Annotated in this window: 13 protein-coding genes; 5 read left to right on the forward strand and 8 right to left on the reverse strand. The window is 41.0% G+C overall.

Annotation, left to right across the window (positions count from 1 at the left end; translation table 11 throughout):
• Positions 1–84: 84 nt before the first annotated feature.
• Positions 85–1080, reverse strand: a complete 996-nt coding sequence (locus KME09_11725; protein ID MBW4534593.1) for a Gfo/Idh/MocA family oxidoreductase — start codon at positions 1078–1080, stop codon at positions 85–87.
• A gap of 327 nt (positions 1081–1407) precedes the next feature.
• Here KME09_11725 and KME09_11730 point away from each other — a divergent pair, with 327 nt between their 5' ends.
• Positions 1408–2706 carry a cytosine deaminase gene (locus tag KME09_11730; protein MBW4534594.1) on the forward strand — a complete coding sequence of 433 codons (1299 nt, stop codon included), beginning with the start codon at positions 1408–1410 and terminating at the stop codon, positions 2704–2706.
• Positions 2707–2981: 275 nt separating this feature from the next.
• Here the strand turns inward: KME09_11730 and KME09_11735 are convergent, their stop codons facing one another.
• The 5 genes from KME09_11735 to KME09_11755 form a co-directional block, all read right to left on the reverse strand.
• Positions 2982–3548: a TetR/AcrR family transcriptional regulator gene (locus tag KME09_11735; GenBank protein ID MBW4534595.1), complete on the reverse strand. Its 567-nt coding sequence runs from the start codon at positions 3546–3548 to the stop codon at positions 2982–2984.
• 23 nt (positions 3549–3571) lie between these two features.
• Entirely contained in the window at positions 3572–4027 is a 456-nt protein-coding gene (locus KME09_11740) for a nuclear transport factor 2 family protein (protein ID MBW4534596.1), read from the reverse strand.
• Between the two features lie 295 nt (positions 4028–4322).
• On the reverse strand, positions 4323–4586 hold the full coding sequence (locus KME09_11745) for a Txe/YoeB family addiction module toxin (protein ID MBW4534597.1): 264 nt from the start codon (positions 4584–4586) through the stop codon (positions 4323–4325).
• Positions 4576–4872, reverse strand: coding sequence for a type II toxin-antitoxin system prevent-host-death family antitoxin (locus KME09_11750; GenBank protein ID MBW4534598.1), 297 nt, complete (start codon positions 4870–4872; stop codon positions 4576–4578). Before KME09_11750 ends, KME09_11745 begins: the two co-directional genes overlap by 11 nt.
• 185 nt (positions 4873–5057) lie before the next feature.
• On the reverse strand, positions 5058–6074 hold the full coding sequence (locus KME09_11755; GenBank protein ID MBW4534599.1) for a type I glyceraldehyde-3-phosphate dehydrogenase: 1017 nt from the start codon (positions 6072–6074) through the stop codon (positions 5058–5060).
• 399 nt (positions 6075–6473) lie between these two features.
• Between KME09_11755 and KME09_11760 the strand changes: the two genes are divergently transcribed.
• The 4 genes from KME09_11760 (at position 6474) to KME09_11775 (ending at position 10043) form a co-directional block, all read left to right on the forward strand.
• A complete protein-coding gene (locus KME09_11760; GenBank protein MBW4534600.1) occupies positions 6474–7967 on the forward strand; it encodes a UDP-N-acetylmuramate--L-alanine ligase in 1494 nt (497 codons plus the stop codon).
• A gap of 64 nt (positions 7968–8031) precedes the next feature.
• The gene (gene murB, locus KME09_11765) at positions 8032–8916 is read left to right on the forward strand and encodes a UDP-N-acetylmuramate dehydrogenase (GenBank protein ID MBW4534601.1); all 885 of its coding nucleotides are present in this window, start codon (positions 8032–8034) and stop codon (positions 8914–8916) included.
• Between the two features lie 86 nt (positions 8917–9002).
• Positions 9003–9341: a YbaB/EbfC family nucleoid-associated protein gene (locus tag KME09_11770; GenBank protein MBW4534602.1), complete on the forward strand. Its 339-nt coding sequence runs from the start codon at positions 9003–9005 to the stop codon at positions 9339–9341.
• Between the two features lie 99 nt (positions 9342–9440).
• Entirely contained in the window at positions 9441–10043 is a 603-nt protein-coding gene (locus KME09_11775; GenBank protein ID MBW4534603.1) for a hypothetical protein, read from the forward strand.
• A 288-nt stretch (positions 10044–10331) separates the two neighbouring features.
• Here the strand turns inward: KME09_11775 and KME09_11780 are convergent, their stop codons facing one another.
• Together KME09_11780 and KME09_11785 are read right to left on the reverse strand one after the other, a co-directional pair.
• Entirely contained in the window at positions 10332–15878 is a 5547-nt protein-coding gene (locus tag KME09_11780) for a VWA domain-containing protein (protein MBW4534604.1), read from the reverse strand.
• 240 nt (positions 15879–16118) lie between these two features.
• Positions 16119–18293 carry an OmpA family protein gene (locus KME09_11785; protein MBW4534605.1) on the reverse strand — a complete coding sequence of 725 codons (2175 nt, stop codon included), beginning with the start codon at positions 18291–18293 and terminating at the stop codon, positions 16119–16121.
• Positions 18294–18307: the final 14 nt, after the last annotated feature.

Below are 18307 nucleotides of genomic sequence, written 5' to 3' on the forward strand. Positions count from 1 at the left end.
TATTAACTACAAGTTGCCAGTGATTTGTTAAAGCTTGTATCTTGAAGAGATAGAATCTAATTGATGTGCTTACTGTAATTTAGCCTAAATAATCGACATAGTTGGCGAAATAATTTCTTGTCCGCCATGCCAAATCTGACCATCAAGAGCCATTTGCTCAATTAGACTTGCTAAACGTAGAGCCTTAAGCGCTTGTTCTCCGCCGACAGAGGGACGCTCACCACCACGAATACAGTTAACAAAATGTTCTATTTCCGCATAAATTGGCTCTACATTACTGGTGTATACTTTTTCCGTAATTCCGTCTCGTTGGTAAGAAAGTGGCTCGATAGTCAAACTATTGGACTGATGACGATGGATCAAAATTTCGTTGGTGAGAAAATTAGTCTCAATCAGGGAATTTTTACAGTGGGCGGACAAACAGCGAATCTTACGGTGAGTAACTTTGGAGGCAATGAGAGTTGCTACCACACCATTGGCAAACCCCAGGTTAGCGGTAACATAATCTAAGTTGCCCGAATTACTAGAAGTGCTACCACTAGCGGTTAGTCTAACTACTGGTGCAGCGGATAATTCTAACAGCAGATCGATATCATGGATCATTAAGTCCAAAACTACGGAAACATCGTTAGCGCGATCGCTATAGGGACTTAAACGACGTGCTTCTAGAGCCAGAATGCTTTCTGTTTGAATGACTTTACTTAGTTCCCTAAAAGCAGGATTAAATCTTTCAATATGACCTACTTGCAAAATACATCCTGTTTCCGCTGCCAGATTAACCAAGGATTCAGCTTCAACCAGATCGGCTGCAATCGGCTTTTCAATCAGGATATGTACCCCTGCTTTCAGACAACGCTCTCCTACTTCATGATGGAGTTTTGTCGGCACAGCAATACACACCGCATCCACCGCAGGTAACATATCCTCATAATTTTCATAAAAGTGAGTTTGATATTGGCTAGCGATCTCGATGCCTTTAGCTAAATCAATATCAGATACACCAATTAATTCAATTTCTTTGAGTAAGCTCAAAATACGGACGTGGTGTCGTCCCATATTACCCACCCCAATAACACCCATCCTCAGTGGGCGCGCCTGATTTCTAGCATTGTTTAGCTGCCGATCAAGATTACTATACACTTTAATAAATAAACTCCTACACCAATAAGTCGATAAGTATAACCGATATTTTTTCGTTCCTGGAATGATCCAGATACTATCATAGAGATCATCAATGTAAATGTTAGTTAAGACAGATCAGAAAGTGTGCCTAGTATTTAACTAGATTAAGGTGGGCTAATTAGCGAAAAAATTGCTGTAATTAATTAATAATAATTCTCGTGATTTAAGGCATTTATCCCCTGCTTTGGCGTTTCACTACAGCTAATTTAGACACAATATAGAAAAATGATTTTTGAGGCTGAATCGTATTGGTTAACTAATGCTCATGTTCCCAGTTGTTTGCTCAATTTAGCTCATCTTCCCCAGCCGACAAGAGAAGGTTTATGTTTAGTTAATCTGAAAATTAGTCAGGGAAACATCGAACAAGTTACTGCTACCAACTCTATCGAAGCAGATCTTCCTTATCTAGATTTACAACAGCAGATCCTGCTTCCTTGCTTAATAGATGTCCACACTCATTTAGATAAAGGACATATTTGGGAGCGATCGCCTAACGTAAATAGTACGTTTGACATGGCTTTGAGTCAAGGGAATATCGACCGAGAAAAGTATTGGCAACCAGAAGATGTTTATCGTCGCATGGAGTTTGGGCTTAAGTGCAGCTATGCTCATGGTACGCAAGCAATTCGCACCCATATTGATTCCTCTGGCAAACAAGCGGACATCAGTTTAGAGGTGTTTGCTTGTTTGCAGTCAGCTTGGCAAGATAAAATCACTCTCCAGGCGGTTAGTTTAGTGAGCTTAGATTATTACCAAACTCCAGCAGGAGTAGCCTTAGCGGATAAAATTGCTGAGATTGGCGGTATTTTAGGCGGTGTGGGTTGGCAAAATCCCGATCTAGAAACTCAGTTAGACAGGGTATTTACTCTAGCTCAAGAAAGAAACTTGGATTTAGATTTCCATGTGGATGAGAATGGCGATCCTGACTCTATTTGCCTTCAGAAAGTAGCTCAAGCTGCAATTAGGCATGACTTTAGCAATCAAATTACCTGTGGACACTGCTGTAGTCTAGCGGTGCAGTCTGCTGATGTAGTTAATAAAACTATTGAGCTAGTTAAACAAGCTAAAATTGCCGTGGTTAGTTTACCGATGTGCAATCTTTATCTACAAGATCGTCAGCTAGGGAAAACTCCCCATTGGCGTGGTGTAACTAGAGTGCATGAACTAAAGCAGCAGGGTGTACCTGTAGCTTTTGCTAGTGATAACTGTCGCGATCCTTTTTTTGGTTTTGGCGATCATGATGTCTTGGAAGTGTTTGAGCAAGCAGTAAAAATTGCTCATTTAGATGCGCCTTATGCCAATTGGATTACCAGTGTCACCACAACTCCCGCCCAGATCATGAATTTAACTCTAGGGAAAATAACCCCAGGTAATGTAGCCGATTTAATTATCTTTCCTGCTCGTTACTTTAGTGAATTATTAGCGCGATCGCAACACAATCGGATTGTTATCCGCCGAGGTAAACAAATTAAGTCAGATTTACCTGATTATCGTGAACTAGATGATTTGATCATTAGTAAATAAAACCAATATTACTGGCATCGCCCAATTGTATATTTAATGTGATGATTTAGGCGATCGCTACTTCAAAACTTTGTTTAAACCAGGATCTAATAGTATTATTTTAGTAATACTTATGGGTAATCAGAGCGATCGCTAATCTCAATTAATATCAATAATGTGCAAAACTTCAAGCTAAATTGATTACAAAGCGATCGCCTATTGCCATCAACCTAAGAAACCCAGTCTTCGTCTTGATTAGCTTTTACCTCAATCTTCTTCACCCGAACTCAGGTTATTTACTTCAACGCTTTGAGCAATATATTTTTAGCTTCAGAGATTGCCTGGACAAAAACATCTGTATTATCCGTAGCTTGCGCCATTACCAGTCCACCTTGAATTGCTACCATGACACCATATGCTAAGTTCTGACTTTCTGTTTCTGACAATCCTTGTTTTTGTAAATAGGTACTTAAAGCTTTAATCCATCGTTGAAAGTAGCTTTTGATCTCAGATGAAAACTGTTCTTTAGCATCACAAAGAGCAAAAGAACCCAGCAAACAGATTCTTTGTCCACTAGCAAAGTAGGTATCCACTGTGTTAAACATCTTCCCTAAAACTATTTCTGGGTCATTATTTGTATTTAAAGGCGCAAATATATTCTCTTCAAACCAACAGTCAATTTGTCTTAAAATAGCTTTAGCAATATCTTCTTTCCCACCAGGAAAATAATTATAAAGACTTCCTTTTCCTAAACCCGAAGCCTTGATAATTTGAGCGTAGGATGTTCCATGATAACCATGTTCCCTAAACAACTCAGCTATAGCTGCAATAGCTTGTGCTTTGTCAATCTTAGGTGCAGGCATAAATTTAAATTTAAAACCTAATTTTAAGTTAAACCTGGATGATTTTCTGGTCTTATATTGCCCGACCAAAAGAACTTGCGTTCCTCAAGCTTAATTTTAACGTCATTGATACTCGCTTCTCTACGAGACATTAAGCCATTTTGAGCAAACTCCCATAATTCATTTCCATGAGCGCGATACCATTGCTGTAAATCATCATGCCACTCATATTGAAAGCGCACTGCTATTTTATGATCATCAAACGCCCACAACTCTTTGATAAGTCTGTAATCCAGTTCTTTCAACCACTTGCGAGTTAAGAATTCTGTAATTTTGACCCGACCTTGAAAAAATTCGGTACGGTTGCGCCAGATACTATCCTCTGTATATGCTAAAGCCACTTTTTCAGGATCGCGGGTATTCCAAGCATTTTCAGCCATCCGCACTTTTTGAACCGCAGTTTCTCGATCAAAAGGAGGAAGTGGCAAGCGTTGTTCTATTGTTTCCATTTAAACTATTAAACCGATTAGTACAATACTATAATAATTTATTGTACCAATTAGTAAAATGTAATTACTAGCTTATTATGAGGGAAAAGGGTAAAGGCTTGCCCTAAAGGATGTTATACCCTTGTGGTACTAACTTCGTGTCGCACCGCATAGTTTGGTGGAAAAGCGCGAAGTTGCGTTGCGGGGGTTCCCCCCGTTGAGCAAACTTCGTAAGAAAGGAAAATAGATTAGTCTGCTATTCATGCAAGAGTTATATTCAAATGATGAGCCAAAATTTAGCCAAAGTTTAATAGTGATAACGACATTGCAAAAATATTAGCTTCTTACCATCTATTTGATATACGAGCCTGTGTTCTTGAGTGATTCTTCTCGACCAACGAGATCCAGGTAAATATTTGAGTTTTTCTGGCTTGCCAATTCCCGTTGTAGGATTAGTGACTATTGCTTCTACTAGATCTAAGATTCGATTGAGTATCTTGCGGTCTTTTTTTGCCCACCAACGTAGATCTTCGCGAAATTGTTGGTCAAAAATCACTATGCTACCGCTCAATGTCTAACTCCTGACAGAGTTCTGCCAGGTTTTCCGATTTTAGATCTGGTTGATCGGCGATCGCATCGGCTCTAGCCATAGCTGCCAGTAACTTTTGAGCATTCTCAGGAGATCTAAATAGATGCAATGTTTCTAGTAGGTTCGATAGTTCATCAGCAGCGAGAATTGCCACATCTTCTTTTCCCTGACGAGTTACAATAATGACACTGCGATCGGCGATCGATTCATCAAGTATTGAGGCTAAATTTTGACGCAGATTAGTATAGTTGGTTTGCTTGGCTAACATCTCAAAAAGTACAGATATATGTACTTATAGTAGCAATTTTAAAACCACTATGGAGCTAGTGATAGCCAATTAAAAGGCTTAGAGCTTACAGCTTATAGCCTAGAGCCTTCGATCAAAAAACACCCCGCCTAACTTTGCATAGGGAGGTGTCTGCCGAAAAATATAATTTGTTAGAGCTTTGTGACTTACATTCCTTTAGCTACCAATTCAGCCAAATCAACAACGCGCTGAGAATAACCCCACTCATTGTCATACCAAGCAATGATTTTAACCATGTCGCCATCTAGCACTAGAGTTAATAGTCCATCAACGGTAGAGGACACATCTGTACCTTTGAAGTCCGAAGAAACTAGAGGTAAGTCAGTGTAACCCAAAATGCCTTTGAGAGAACCTTCAGCAGCCTTTTTAAGTACTTCGTTAACTTCCTCAGCAATGGTTTTCTTCTCCACCTGAGCCACCAAATCAACTACCGAAACGTTAGGAGTTGGCACTCGTAGAGCGATACCGTTTAACTTACCTTTTACTTCAGGATAAACTAGGGCTACTGCTTGGGCCGCACCAGTAGAAGTCGGGACAATGTTCTCTGCTGCTGCTCTAGCTCGTCTTAAATCACGGTGGCTAGCATCCAAAATACGTTGGTCGCCAGTATAACTATGAGTAGTAGTCATAGCACCTTTAATGATGCCAAAGTTTTCGTTAATAACCTTGACAATAGGAGCTAGACAGTTAGTAGTACAACTAGCATTACTGACAATATCAAATTCACCAGGAGTATATTTTTCGTCGTTTACTCCCATAACGTAAGTACCGATGTTAGGGCCACTTCCAGGAGCAGTAATGACTACTTTTTTAGCCCCAGCTTGAAGATGCTTTCCTGCACCTTCGGCATCACGAAAAACACCAGTAGCTTCAATAATGATATCAACATCCCACTCTTTCCAGGGCAAGTTTAGTGGGTTGCGATCGGAGACACATTTAATTGTTTTGCCATTGACGATCAAAGAGTTAGCGTCATAACCAATGTCTGCGTCCAAAACACCCAACATAGTGTCATACTTTAACAAGTGAGAGTTGGTTTTAGGATCAGAAGTATCGTTAAGACCGACCAATTCTAAATTTGTATCATTTCCTCTAGTTAGCAGACATCTGACAAAGTTACGCCCGATACGCCCAAAACCGTTAATTGCTACTCTAACCACAATACTCTTGCCCTCTAAATTTTATTAGGTTAATACATTAAAACATTCTTAATAAGACTCATCATATCGTAAAGTCAGCACATTTCAAGACCTGACTCAGAATCAATTTCAACCTTATATTGGCCTCATATCTGAAGCTAATAATTGCCTCGGACTGGAAATTAGGGCGGTGATGTCTCAAGAGTAATTAAATCACAAATTTTGACCTTAATTTCCTGGAGAATGTAACTTTTGCGCTCAAATTTACCAATTTTCTGCTACTTCTACTGCTTGTTTATCCCTAAGTCTCAAAAATTCTTGCTATCATAGCCCGTATTGTTTACGGCAATGAGAAGATACAGAGTGCTTCACTTCAAAACAAGTTAGTAGTATTCTGTAACCCTCAACCAAGATATACGTGCTATGGCAGGAGTCAAAGAAGTGGCAAAAGTAGATTTGAAAGGAAAACCATTTCACTTTATTGGTATTGGCGGAATTGGGATGTCGGCTTTAGCCCAGATTGTTGCTCAACGACAACTGCCAGTATCAGGTTCTGATCTGCGTTCTAGCCACATTACCGATAGATTAGAAGCCTTGGGTGCAAAGATTTTTTATGGTCATGAAGCCAGAAATCTCGATTTTTTTGTGCCAACTCCAGGGATCAAACGCCAGCCAGTATCAGCAGGAGCGTCTGAAGCTCTGCCAGAAATTGAGGTTTTAAATAGTTATTCTCATACCTTGTTACCACAGGTTATTTGTTCTACGGCGATCGCCCTAACTAATCCTGAATATCAAGCAGCAGTCAAACTCGGCTGTCCAATTTTTCATCGTTCCGATCTTTTAGCAGCTTTGATTGATGAATACGAAAGTATTGCAGTTTCAGGGACTCACGGTAAAACCACCACCAGTAGCTTAATTGGCTATATGCTCTTCAAATGTCAACTTGACCCCACAATTATTGTCGGTGGAGAGGTAGATACTTGGGATGGTAATGCTAGAAGTGGGCAAGGAGAATATTTAGTCGCGGAAGCAGATGAATCAGATGGTTCTTTAGTTAAGCATCATCCTAGTATTGGTATTATTACCAATATTGAGTTAGATCATCCCGATCGCTATCAAGATATTCAAGAAGTAGTCAGTATTTTTCAAACTTTTGCTGGACAGTGTAAAACATTAATTGGCTGCATTGACGATCCGATTATTCGTGACGAATTAGCTTTAACTATTAGCTATGGTTTAAATCCAGATTGGGGTGCTGACTACACTGCGAAAAATATTACCTATCACGCTCAAGGAAGCAAGTCGCAGATCTGGGAAAGGGGAGTTTGTTTAGGAGAGTTACAGCTACCACTCCTAGGAGAACATAACCTCAACAATGCTCTAGCTGCGATCGCCGTAGGTAGACAAGTCGGTTTGGAATTTAGCACCATTGCTGAAGCGATCGCTACTTTTGGTGGCACGAAAAGACGGTTTGAGCATCGAGGAGAAGTCAACGACATCACTTTTATTGATGACTATGCCCATCATCCCAGCGAAATCAAGGTTACCTTAACCGCTGCTAAACAAAGAGTATCTGGTAACAATTCTCTCCAGCGAGTAGTGGCAATTTTTCAACCCCATCGCTATAGCCGTACTAAAACCTTCTTAGAAGAATTTGCCTTAGCTTTTAAAGATGCTGATGTAGTGATAATTACGGATATCTATAGTGCGGGAGAAAACAACACCTTCGGTATCAGTGGCTCAGATTTAGTTAAGGCGATCGCCACTTACCATCCCGACGTTCACTATCATCCAGAGGTTGAGTCGATTGAAAATTTCCTCTGTTCAGAAATATTAGCGCCTGGAGACTTGGCAATATTCTTAGGAGCGGGTAATCTTAATCAATCGATTCCCAAAACTATTCATATGTTTCAGTAATCATTTATCAGTAATCACCAATCAGTAATCAGTAATCAGTAATTAGTAATCACTAACCACCTTAATGAACAAAGATAATTTAATCCAGAAGTGCGTATCTCTAGCTGGTCAAACCTCCTATAAAGTAGGTGGTGATGCTCAATGGTATGCTGCACCGAGAAACTGGGATGAGTTGGCAGCAAGTTTTGAATGGTATCAATCTCAGGATATGCCTTTGACTTTGTTAGGCGCTGGTTCAAATTTACTAATTAGCGATCGCGGTTTACCAGGATTTGTCCTTTCAACTCGACATTTTCGTGGCTATGAGTTCAATCCAGAGACAGGAATTTTGGTTGCGGATGCGGGGGAGGCGATCGCTAAACTAGCTTGGAAAGCTGCTAAACGTGGCCTTAAAGGGCTGGAATGGGCGGTGGGTATTCCTGGCACGGTGGGGGGAGGTGTGGTAATGAACGCTGGTGCGCACACTTCTTGTTTGGCGGATATTTTAGTCAGCGCGACTGTCTTGTCTCCCGATGGCACAATTGCGGAATTAAAACCTGAAGATTTAGCTTATAGCTATCGTACCTCTAATTTACAAAGAGGCGATCGCCTGGTAGTCAGAGCGACAATGCAGCTTGAACCTGGCTATAGCAAGGCTGAAATTATGGAAATGTCTAACCAAAATTGGACGCAGCGCAAAACGACTCAACCTTATCACCTTCCCAGTTGCGGTAGCGTTTTCCGTAATCCTCAACCTCAACCAGCAGCTAATCTGATCGAGCAGCTAGGATTAAAAGGATACAAAATTGGTGATGCGCAAATAGCTCATCGTCATGCTAACTTTATTCTCAACTGTGGTGCAGCTACTGCTAAAGATATCTTTGAGTTAATTCGCTATGCTCAAGAAAAAGTAGAATATCATTGGTCAGTATCTTTAGAGCCAGAAGTTAAGCTACTCGGAGAGTTCTAATTAACCGAATTAAGCGATCTTTGAGTTATGCTAAATCTTTCTAATTAATTTCGCAGTCACTAATACACAAAATACACAAAATAGATATGGCAGGAAGAGGATTTGGGCCACTAGGCAAAATGAAAGAACTTGCTGACGCTTTTAAAAAAGCTCAGGAGGTACAGGCAGGAGCGCAACAACTCCAAAATGAATTAGAGCAGATGGAAATTGAAGGAACTAGTGAGGATGGACTAGTTAAAGTCGTCATGAGTGGGAACCAAGAACCCCGTCGTGTCGAGATTTCCCCCGAAGCTATGAACGCTGGTGCAGAAGCTCTCTCCGCATCTGTTTCCGTAGCCATGAAGTCTGCTTATGAACAGTCTACAGATTTAATGCGTGGGCGCATGGAAGAACTTACCAGTGGTTTGAATTTACCTGGAATGTAAATTCAATGAGCAATGAACAATGAATAATAAATAAATATTTAGTAGGGGTTTTTATTGCCCCTATTTTTTTGAGTGACTAAATTAATTAATCAAACAAGAGTGATTTTAATTAGTGGCTCTTCCCATGTAGGAAAATCGACTCTTGGTCGATCTCTAGCAGCCAAACTAAGTTGGAATTATCTTTCGACAGACACTTTAGCGCGACATCCTGGTCGTCCTTGGGTGAGTACAAAAGTCAAGTCTATCCCAGAACATGTAGTACAACATTATCAAACTTTATCGGTTGAGGCTCTTTTTGTAGATGTATTAGACCACTATCAAAATAATGTTTTACCGCAAATCGAGGCGATAGTTCATGCTCATACCTGTGATTTAGCAAGAGAGTGCCTTGTACTTGAAGGATCTGCATTATGGCCAAAATTTGTAGCGAATTTAGTTGACAAAAATACTGTCAAAGCAATTTGGCTTACAGCTAGTGAGGAATTATTCCGAAGTCGAATCTTGGCTGAAAGTAATTTTGATAATGTAAGCAAAAATCGGCAGTACCTGATTGAAAAGTTTTTAGCTCGTACTCTACTCTACGATCGATGTATGAGAGATGAAGTTGAACGTCGTGGATTTATCTGTATTGATGTAGAAACTCTGTCAATGAGAGATGAGCTTGCCAAAAAATGTCTAGAATTGATTAATGTTTCCTATTAGCGAGCGCAAAACCTATTAATTTTTATTGGCGTTGCACAATGAATAAATGATCGGCTAAAAACTAACATATTTGTTATAAACATCGATAATTTTTTGTCTGAAATTGAGTGAATACGCTTTCATTTAAGATTTGCTTTCCGAATTTCAACTAATGTATCTCACTTATTTGAGAAATGCTATAACGTTTTTACGTATGACTATATTACAGTCAATAAGTTAATCGAAGAATTATTTTTAACAGTAAATGCAGTTAGTGGTTAGAAAGTTTTCTGTGAGCTGCTTATCGAGCTATTTAACCTTGGCGCGGAAGCGAATAAAGCCATAAGAATTAGCAGGTGTTCCTGGAGCTGTAGCTGGAGGGAGAGGAGTATTTAGTTTAATTAACACTACTCCTGAAAGATTATTGCTACTGTCATTAACAGGAATTAAAGTATGAGGAATTAAATTATCGGTATCATTAGGATCGTGTTTTTTACACAGGTTAAGAGGAGGATTAGTACCTGGGGGATAAAAATTTCCTTGGTGATTATTAATGGGATTTTTAATAAAATTCGATAAATATATATTGATAGAGTCAGCTGGATTCGTTGTATTCAATCCCAAACCAATACCAACTTCCGTGCCATAACTGTTTTTATTAAAAGTCATATTATCTGGCACAACATCGCAAATGTTGACATTTTTAGCATCCGCATCACCATTAGAGAGAAAATAAATAGTGTATTCTACTTCATCTCCTGGTTTAACATCAGGAACATTAATTGCTCCACGTAGATATTTGTTGATACTAGGGTCGCTATTAGAATCGGGCCAATTAGAATTGTTATCATTTAAAGTAGCGTCATCAACAAAAGTATTATCGAATTGAATTTCGTCGTCTGGCTGACCAGGGTTAATAGCTGTAATCCGCTTGACCAGGAGTAATTTGGGGTTAGATGCTACGGGTTGAGCGATCGCAATTTGATAATCTTCAACTTCACCGTTACTGGCAGCATTTCCAGGGGTAGTATTATTAATCGAATTATCGCTGGTTAAACGCAAACGAACGTAAGTGTTACCTACTGTTCCCACACTAATCCCACTCCAGGTTAAATTAGCTGCGGGGTTGCCACCAGTAGTACCTTGATTAACTGTTGCACTAGCATATTCTATTAGTTCAAACTTACCGTCTTTATTAAAATCAATCCAAGCGTGAAGGGTAGCAGATTGTGTTGTGGTGTTAGTAGCAGTAATATTGTTGGCAGGAATGGTGTAGCTGGTATCCCCTGCGGTTAGGGTAGGTAGAGTAAAGTTGTTTTCATCATCGCCATTACCTGTCCCTGTCCCCGTAAGAGCATCATCATCGGTAGCATTGCTATTATCCTCAATACCATCAACAAAACCATTGGCATCAGCATCGGGAGCTGTTGTGCCTAAAAATAATCCAGAAACGATCGCGTGATTTGCCCCTAGAGGATTGGTGCTACTGTTGTTATCAACAATATTATCTGTACCGTAAGTATCGGGAGCATCACCGAAGTCAGCAGGACATAAGTTTGCTAGAAAAGCATTTGTAAACTGATTTTGCAGGGTGCTGTAATCAGTAATGGGAAGAAAGTCAGCTTCCAGTACGTTTGACCCGTTGTAAGCCGCAGTATTATCTCCGTCTGTAATTGGCTTAAAGCCACTGTCTATAGTTAATCCATCTACGCCTATCCCGTAGATATGTGCGCCAGCATTTTTAAACTGTGTGGCTTCGTCTGTGGGACTTCCTCCGCTGGTTTGCGCTCCATCGGTAAAGAAAAACACGACATCTGGCTGGTTGACTCCTAGTGCGGTACCTGCTTGAAAACCTGCTTCCCAGTTTGTACCACCACCAGGAACACCATAATTAGTATTTAAAGCAGTTTGAAAAGTGGCTAGATTAGCAGCGGTAATATTGGTATAGTTAATGACCGTTCTACCAACACCATCAAACCCCACTATGGCAGCTTGTCCAGTCAGGTTTTTCGCCACAAAGCTATTAAGAGTTGCCATAACTGCATCTCGCTGCTGTTGAACTTCAAGAGGGTCAGCGACAGAGCCAGAGTCATCCAGAATAAATAGTAGATTTCTCGAAGGAGTCTGACAAAAATCTGGGGGGAGGTCTGGATTGCCGTTAGCTGCGATCGCAATTTTGTAATCTTCGACTTCTCCATCATTAGCATTACCAATAGAACGCTCATCTTGAGTTGTCGTCCCGTTATCCGTTAAAGTACTACTAGTTAGACGGAAACGGACATAGGTGTTACCAGGAGTAGTTCCACTCGGTACAGCCCAAATCAAGTTAGCACTTGTAGCACCGTCAATAACCGAAACACTGTTATGTTCTCCTGATTCAAATTTACCGTCTTGATCGAAGTCAATCCAGCCGTGTAAAGTAACGTTATCACCACTAGTATTGGTAACAGGCACAGTCAGTTCATAATTGCCGATAGTAGGGGTGTTGGCTAAGGTAGTAAACGCATCTTCATCTGTACCATCCCCAGTGCCATCAAAAGGAGCTTGAGCATCAGTTTCCGAATCAGGTGGGTTACTACCCAATTTTATGGTGTTAGTAATAATGTGATTGGCACCTATGCCCTCACCACTATTATTGGTGGAGTTTGTACCATAAGAGTCGGGGGCATCCCCATAGTCGCGTGCTTGAGCGATCGCAATTTGATAATCTTCAATTTCACCATAATCGGTGCTAAGAGAAGCCCCTGTAGCTGATTCGGCAGTTGCTTGGACACTACCTAAGCGAAAACGAGCATAGGTATTACCAGTAGTCATGCCAGCAGGAGTCGTAAACGTAACGTTAAAACTTCGGGGGTTAGTACTATTAGTAGGAACTGTAACAGTCGCTGATTTCTCTCCAGTGTCGTTGAAATCACCATCTTTGTTGAAGTCAATATAGCCAACTAAATGAGCATTCAGCAAGGGAACATTGTTTTGTACACTGACGGGTACAGTATAGGTTTGATTGGCTGTAGTAGTTAAAGTGGGAAAACTGCTTACTCCATCTTCATCATCAGTTGTACCACTAGTATCATCTGCCAGAGCAGTAGCATTTTGTAAACTACCATCGTCAGTATCAATATTGCTACCTAAACTTAAAACCTGACCAGCAATATTGATTTTAACTTGGGCTGCACCACCATCCAAGGCGGTAGTTTGATAATTTCCTGTCCCTGTACCAACAGCCGCATCGGGAGCATCACCATAATCATAAACTGATGCAGATATAGATACTGGATAATCTTCCACCTCCCCATTTGTGGCATTACCGATAGAACGCTCATCAATAGTGGCAGTTAGAGGATTATCTGTTAATGTGTTATCGGTAGTTAGACGGAAGCGTACATGAGTATTACCTGGAAGAGTTCCAATGGGAATAGCCCAGTTTAGGCTCGCATTGGTACTATTATTAGCAACCGCAGCATTTTTATACTCTCCTAATTCAAATTTACCGTTCTTATTAAAGTCAACCCAGGCGTGTAAAGTAGCAGCACCGCCACTAGTATTGGTTACAGGAACAGTAAGATTATAATTGCCGACAGTGGAGACATTGGCTAAAGTTGTAAAAGCATCCTCATCATCAGGAGTCCCATTACCGTCATCCCCTGCTGCTGTTGCCCCCGCATCCGCCCCTAATTGAGTTCCTAATTCTTTATCAGGTTTAACACTACCTAGATATAAGGTAGGCGTAGTAGGAATAACATGACCAGCATTACCAAAAGAGCTAGGCGCGTCACCATAGTCAACTCCTTGGATCGCTAACTTATAATCTTCAACTTCTCCGTCTCTCCCTCCTCCATTAAAGTCGCTGGTTGTGAGCGGATCGCTATTTAAACGGAATCGAGCATACATATCACCAGCAGTTAAACCGCTTAATCCACTCCAAGTTAGCGTAACATCGCTGTTGGTATTATTTGGGACAGACTGCACAACTCCTTCACTGGGCTGGAACTGTCCATCCTTATTAAAATCAATCCAGCCCCCTAAAGAAGTTGCTGCACCTGTTGTATTTTTGACTTTAACGGTGACGGAATAAGTTGTTGCATTCTCGATTAAAGGGCTGAAGCTGATTACGCCATCTTCATCATCAGGGGTTGTACCGTTGATGTCATCGCCATCTGCATTAACAGAAGGCTGACCGTCAGAGTCAGAGTCAGGAGCATTCACGCCTAAGTGTAGATTAGAATTAACCAAGTGGCTGGCAGGGATTCCTCCCACCGTAATATCCTTGTTTGTGCCGTAGGTATCAGGAGCATCGGCAAAATCGTTTGCGTCAGAGGTGGCAATAATTGCTTTGGTTGTTTGGGGCTGCGAAGTATCGAAAACCCAGGTATCAAGGTAATTACCGTCGCCAATACTGCCTGCGTTAAAGTTTCCCCAGGTATGAGTTCCAGCCGCAGTTCCAGAAAGACCACCCACTAGGTTTTTAGTTGCACCAGCTGGAGTGGTAATCTTGGTATCATCCCAGAAATTTGAGACAGCCGACCTCGAACTACCATTCCATTTCCAGATAGACAGCCCGTCATTTGTACCGCCACCACTTGTTTCAGCATCAAAGGTGACAAAGTGATATTCACCCAGCACGACAGAAATCTGGGCGGGATAAGAACCAGGAGTTAACGCTGTATTGTTATCTCCCCTACCATCCCAGGCAACAGCGTTTACACCTGAAGTTGTAGAACCAAACAAAATGCGATCGCCCGCCCCAAACACTCCATTTTGGTTGGTATCAATGACAATTTTGTAAGTACCAGCTACATCTGAATTAAATCTAAAAAACCCTGAATCTTGAACGCTACTAGTTGTTGTAGGAGAAATGGTATTGTCTTGTCCTGCATTATCAATAAAACTTATATTCGAGACTGAAGCAGGTGCAGGCTCTGGAAGGATTGGAGCAATGAAAGAAGATGAATTGGGTGGAGACAGGTAAATAGGATAGCTTTTAGTATAGGCAGCCCCAGAGGTAGTACCTGGAACACTTCCTCGTGAATTGGGAGCATTAAGACCAATTCCATTGGCAATAATTTCATGCCTCTGGGGCGCAAATCTATTTAAGTCCAGTTGCCAAATAAATTCAGTATTTGTCCGCCCTCCTGGTGTTCTGATGTAAAGGTCTGCATCATATGCTCCCGCTGTTGTAAAGGCATTGCCTGCATTAAATGCCCAACTGGTAGCCCACACTTGACCGTTATTTGCTCTTGGGTCAGGATTAGTCAAGGCATTGGGCGTAACGGTAACATCAAAATAGGTGAAAACATTATTGGTATCACCAGCTGCTAGGGTGTCATTGTACAGACGAATTTCATAGGTGCCAGCTTCGGGTGCAATAAAGCGAACTGAATTAGAAAGCGTACCAGTGGGCTGACTTGGCTTATTTTGATTAGTACAAAGCGTTGTTTGAGTAGTGGTTCTGGCATTTCCAGTACCTACGCGCCACGCTCCTGCTCCATCAGCAGCAGCAGCATTAAATGCACCAGGAGAACCAGCCGCTACTTGAGTTGTATAATTAATTTCAGTTCCTGATGGGCGGAAAACCTCAACTGAGAGTAAATCTGTGGTACTCCACCCACAAAGTGAGATATTAATGACCTGATTGGCGTTCTCAACATTGACCTTAATGGGTCTTGGCCCTTGATTTGCCTGCACAAAGCCGTTTGTAGCATTGTACTCAAATAAGTAAACGTTAAGTCCTTGAGTGCCGTTACCGAGTTGTTGAGATCCTTCGCTTAACGCGGGTAGGGCAAAGCCCAGTGATGCGAATAAAACTAAACCAAAATGAAAGGACGCTTTTCTCTGAATACTTAGCTGATTGTTCATGGTCTATTTCAACTGATCTGTACTAGGGAAATGAGGATAGATTTTAGGCAGGGAAAACTAAAGCAGAGTGATTTGATTAAGATGAGCTGCGATCGCACTCAAAAAAAAATATCTTGTAAACTCTTGTTTAACTTGCATTTCTTATAAAGTTTTCGGGGTGTTTGTAAAAAATTCATAACGGTTTAGTAATTTAATAAGCTGTCAAGTTTTTAAAAGGAAGAAATAAGAGCAAACGGTAAGTTATCGTTCTAGTTGCAAATCAGCATCCTGATCCTCAAAAATGATGTCTACACCCCTAAGATCGCGGAAAATTACTTCTACTCTGCGGTTATAGGCGTGATCTACCGTAGAATTCCCAGGTTTTTCTAACTCAGATTCACCTAGAGGCAAAATCGACATTCTGGCAGGATCTACTCCCTGCTGTAAGAGATAGTTGCGAGTAGCATCAGCACGACGACGACTTAAATCCAGGTTGTATCGATCGCTCGCACGGAAGTCGGTATGTCCTTGTAATTCAATCATCATGTAGGGATATAGTTTTAAGACAGTCGCTATTTGGTTTAAGACTTTGGCGCTAGTCAGGGAAATATTCGCTCGATCGAGGGCAAAGTGGATATTGCGCGGGACATTTAATTTGATCGGCTCTGGTGTTGGCTGGATTTCAGGTTGAGTAGGGGGGTTGAGTACTTCCGCAATAGGTTTAGTTGTGCAGTTGGGTAGAGTTAGAGAACGTTCAACAACTCGATTGGTCAAGGCGGGGAAACCCCGCCGACCCTCTCGTTCAATAGTCGATTTGGCTCGATCTAAAGCACGGATGGTTGCATTAAAAGCTGGTTCTGAGGTGCCGTAATCTGATTTAGTGGCGATCGCACTTACGATCGTTCCTGGTGTAGGGTTAGCTAAAGTAAAACCAAATTTGCCATCTTGATCCGCAACTATTTCGGCTAAAGGTTCGCTTAACGGGCCATAATTATGACTTTGACTGGCTAGAGGACTTTGTTGTTTAACATCTCTGGGAATACCTAGCTTCACCTGATATAAAGTTACTGTCGATCCAGGATCGGCGACTCCATCAATATTGGCTTTGCCGTCGATCAGATAAAAGTCTTCACTGAGAAATTGAGGCGCGTTAATCGATTTATTAGCAGTGTCGCGTTTGCGGTTACGAGAATTACGGACTGGGTTAACGCCATCACCTAATTGATAGAAAGTTCTGCCTTCGCGATCTCTGGTGTTGAGGTCAATACTTAAACCTTCTAGATCGTTAAAAGTATTATTAGTAATTAAATTGCGATCGCTTTGGGGATAAGCAGTAATTGTTACCCCTGTACCTGTCTGCCAACTTATTTGATTATTAGTAACCTGGTGATCGTTACCGATGAGATATACGGCAGCGCTAGGAACTCGGCGACCATTGAATTTGATTGTATTTTGGTTAATAGTTAGATTGCCTTCGGGTTTAAAGAGATACACACCACTACCGTCATTACCACAAATCAGATTATCGCTAATTTGACTATCATCGATTAATCCCTCTAAATAAATAGCGTGGGGCATTCCCGCTAAGCCATTCCCAACAATAATATTTTCTTTAATTTGAGTTTTTTGAGCCTCAACGGAAGTGAGAATAGCGCTACCATCATGATATTCAATACGGTTGTGTTCAATTTTGGTATTGACTCCATCAAAAAGCCAGACACCAAAACTAGAAGGAACTTCAGTTATAGATTCATCGGGAGGTAAACCCAGCCAGTTATCCACAATTTCCACAGCTTGAGGACTACTTTTGGGGATAAAAGCAGCTAAATCTTCGCTCACAGGTAAACGAGAACCAATGACAATATCTCCACCTGGGGTAGTATCCGTAGGCTGATTAGGTTGGCTGAAACCGTAGATACTTAAACCTTTGACCGTAATGCGATCGCCTGAAATAGTTAAACCCCGAAACACATTTTTGCCCTCGGCGACTGTCAGACTAACTACAGGAATAGGTATCGGAAGTTCAACTGTAGCAATCTTCTTAGGGTCATAATCAGGATGAGTCGTACCGTCAATAACTAAACCAGAATTTAATAAAGGTGGCAGAGGCTTCTGTAACTCAATTTTGATCGGTGCAGGTAAATCAAATTCAATCCGAGAAGCATTCGATTCTTGAATAACAGTAACTTGCTTTTGTTCAGCAGGGCTTAATTCTGACAAGGATAAAGTATTATTTACTAAACTAATAGCCTCTCTAAGGGTGAGTTGTCGATCGGGATTGATAGTATCGCGATCGCTATTTACCAAAACTCGATAGGATTTGAAGTTAGCTTGTGCTGTAACAGTTTGTCCTGAAAAGATTGCTACACCACTAACAGTCAAAACCGTTAACAGGACTTTAGGTATTAAATTGTGTTTGTCTCTGTTAATGTTCATTTTATTAATTACTG

The sequence above is a fragment of the Pleurocapsa minor HA4230-MV1 genome (genome assembly GCA_019359095.1).
GTDB lineage: Bacteria > Cyanobacteriota > Cyanobacteriia > Cyanobacteriales > Xenococcaceae > Waterburya > Waterburya minor.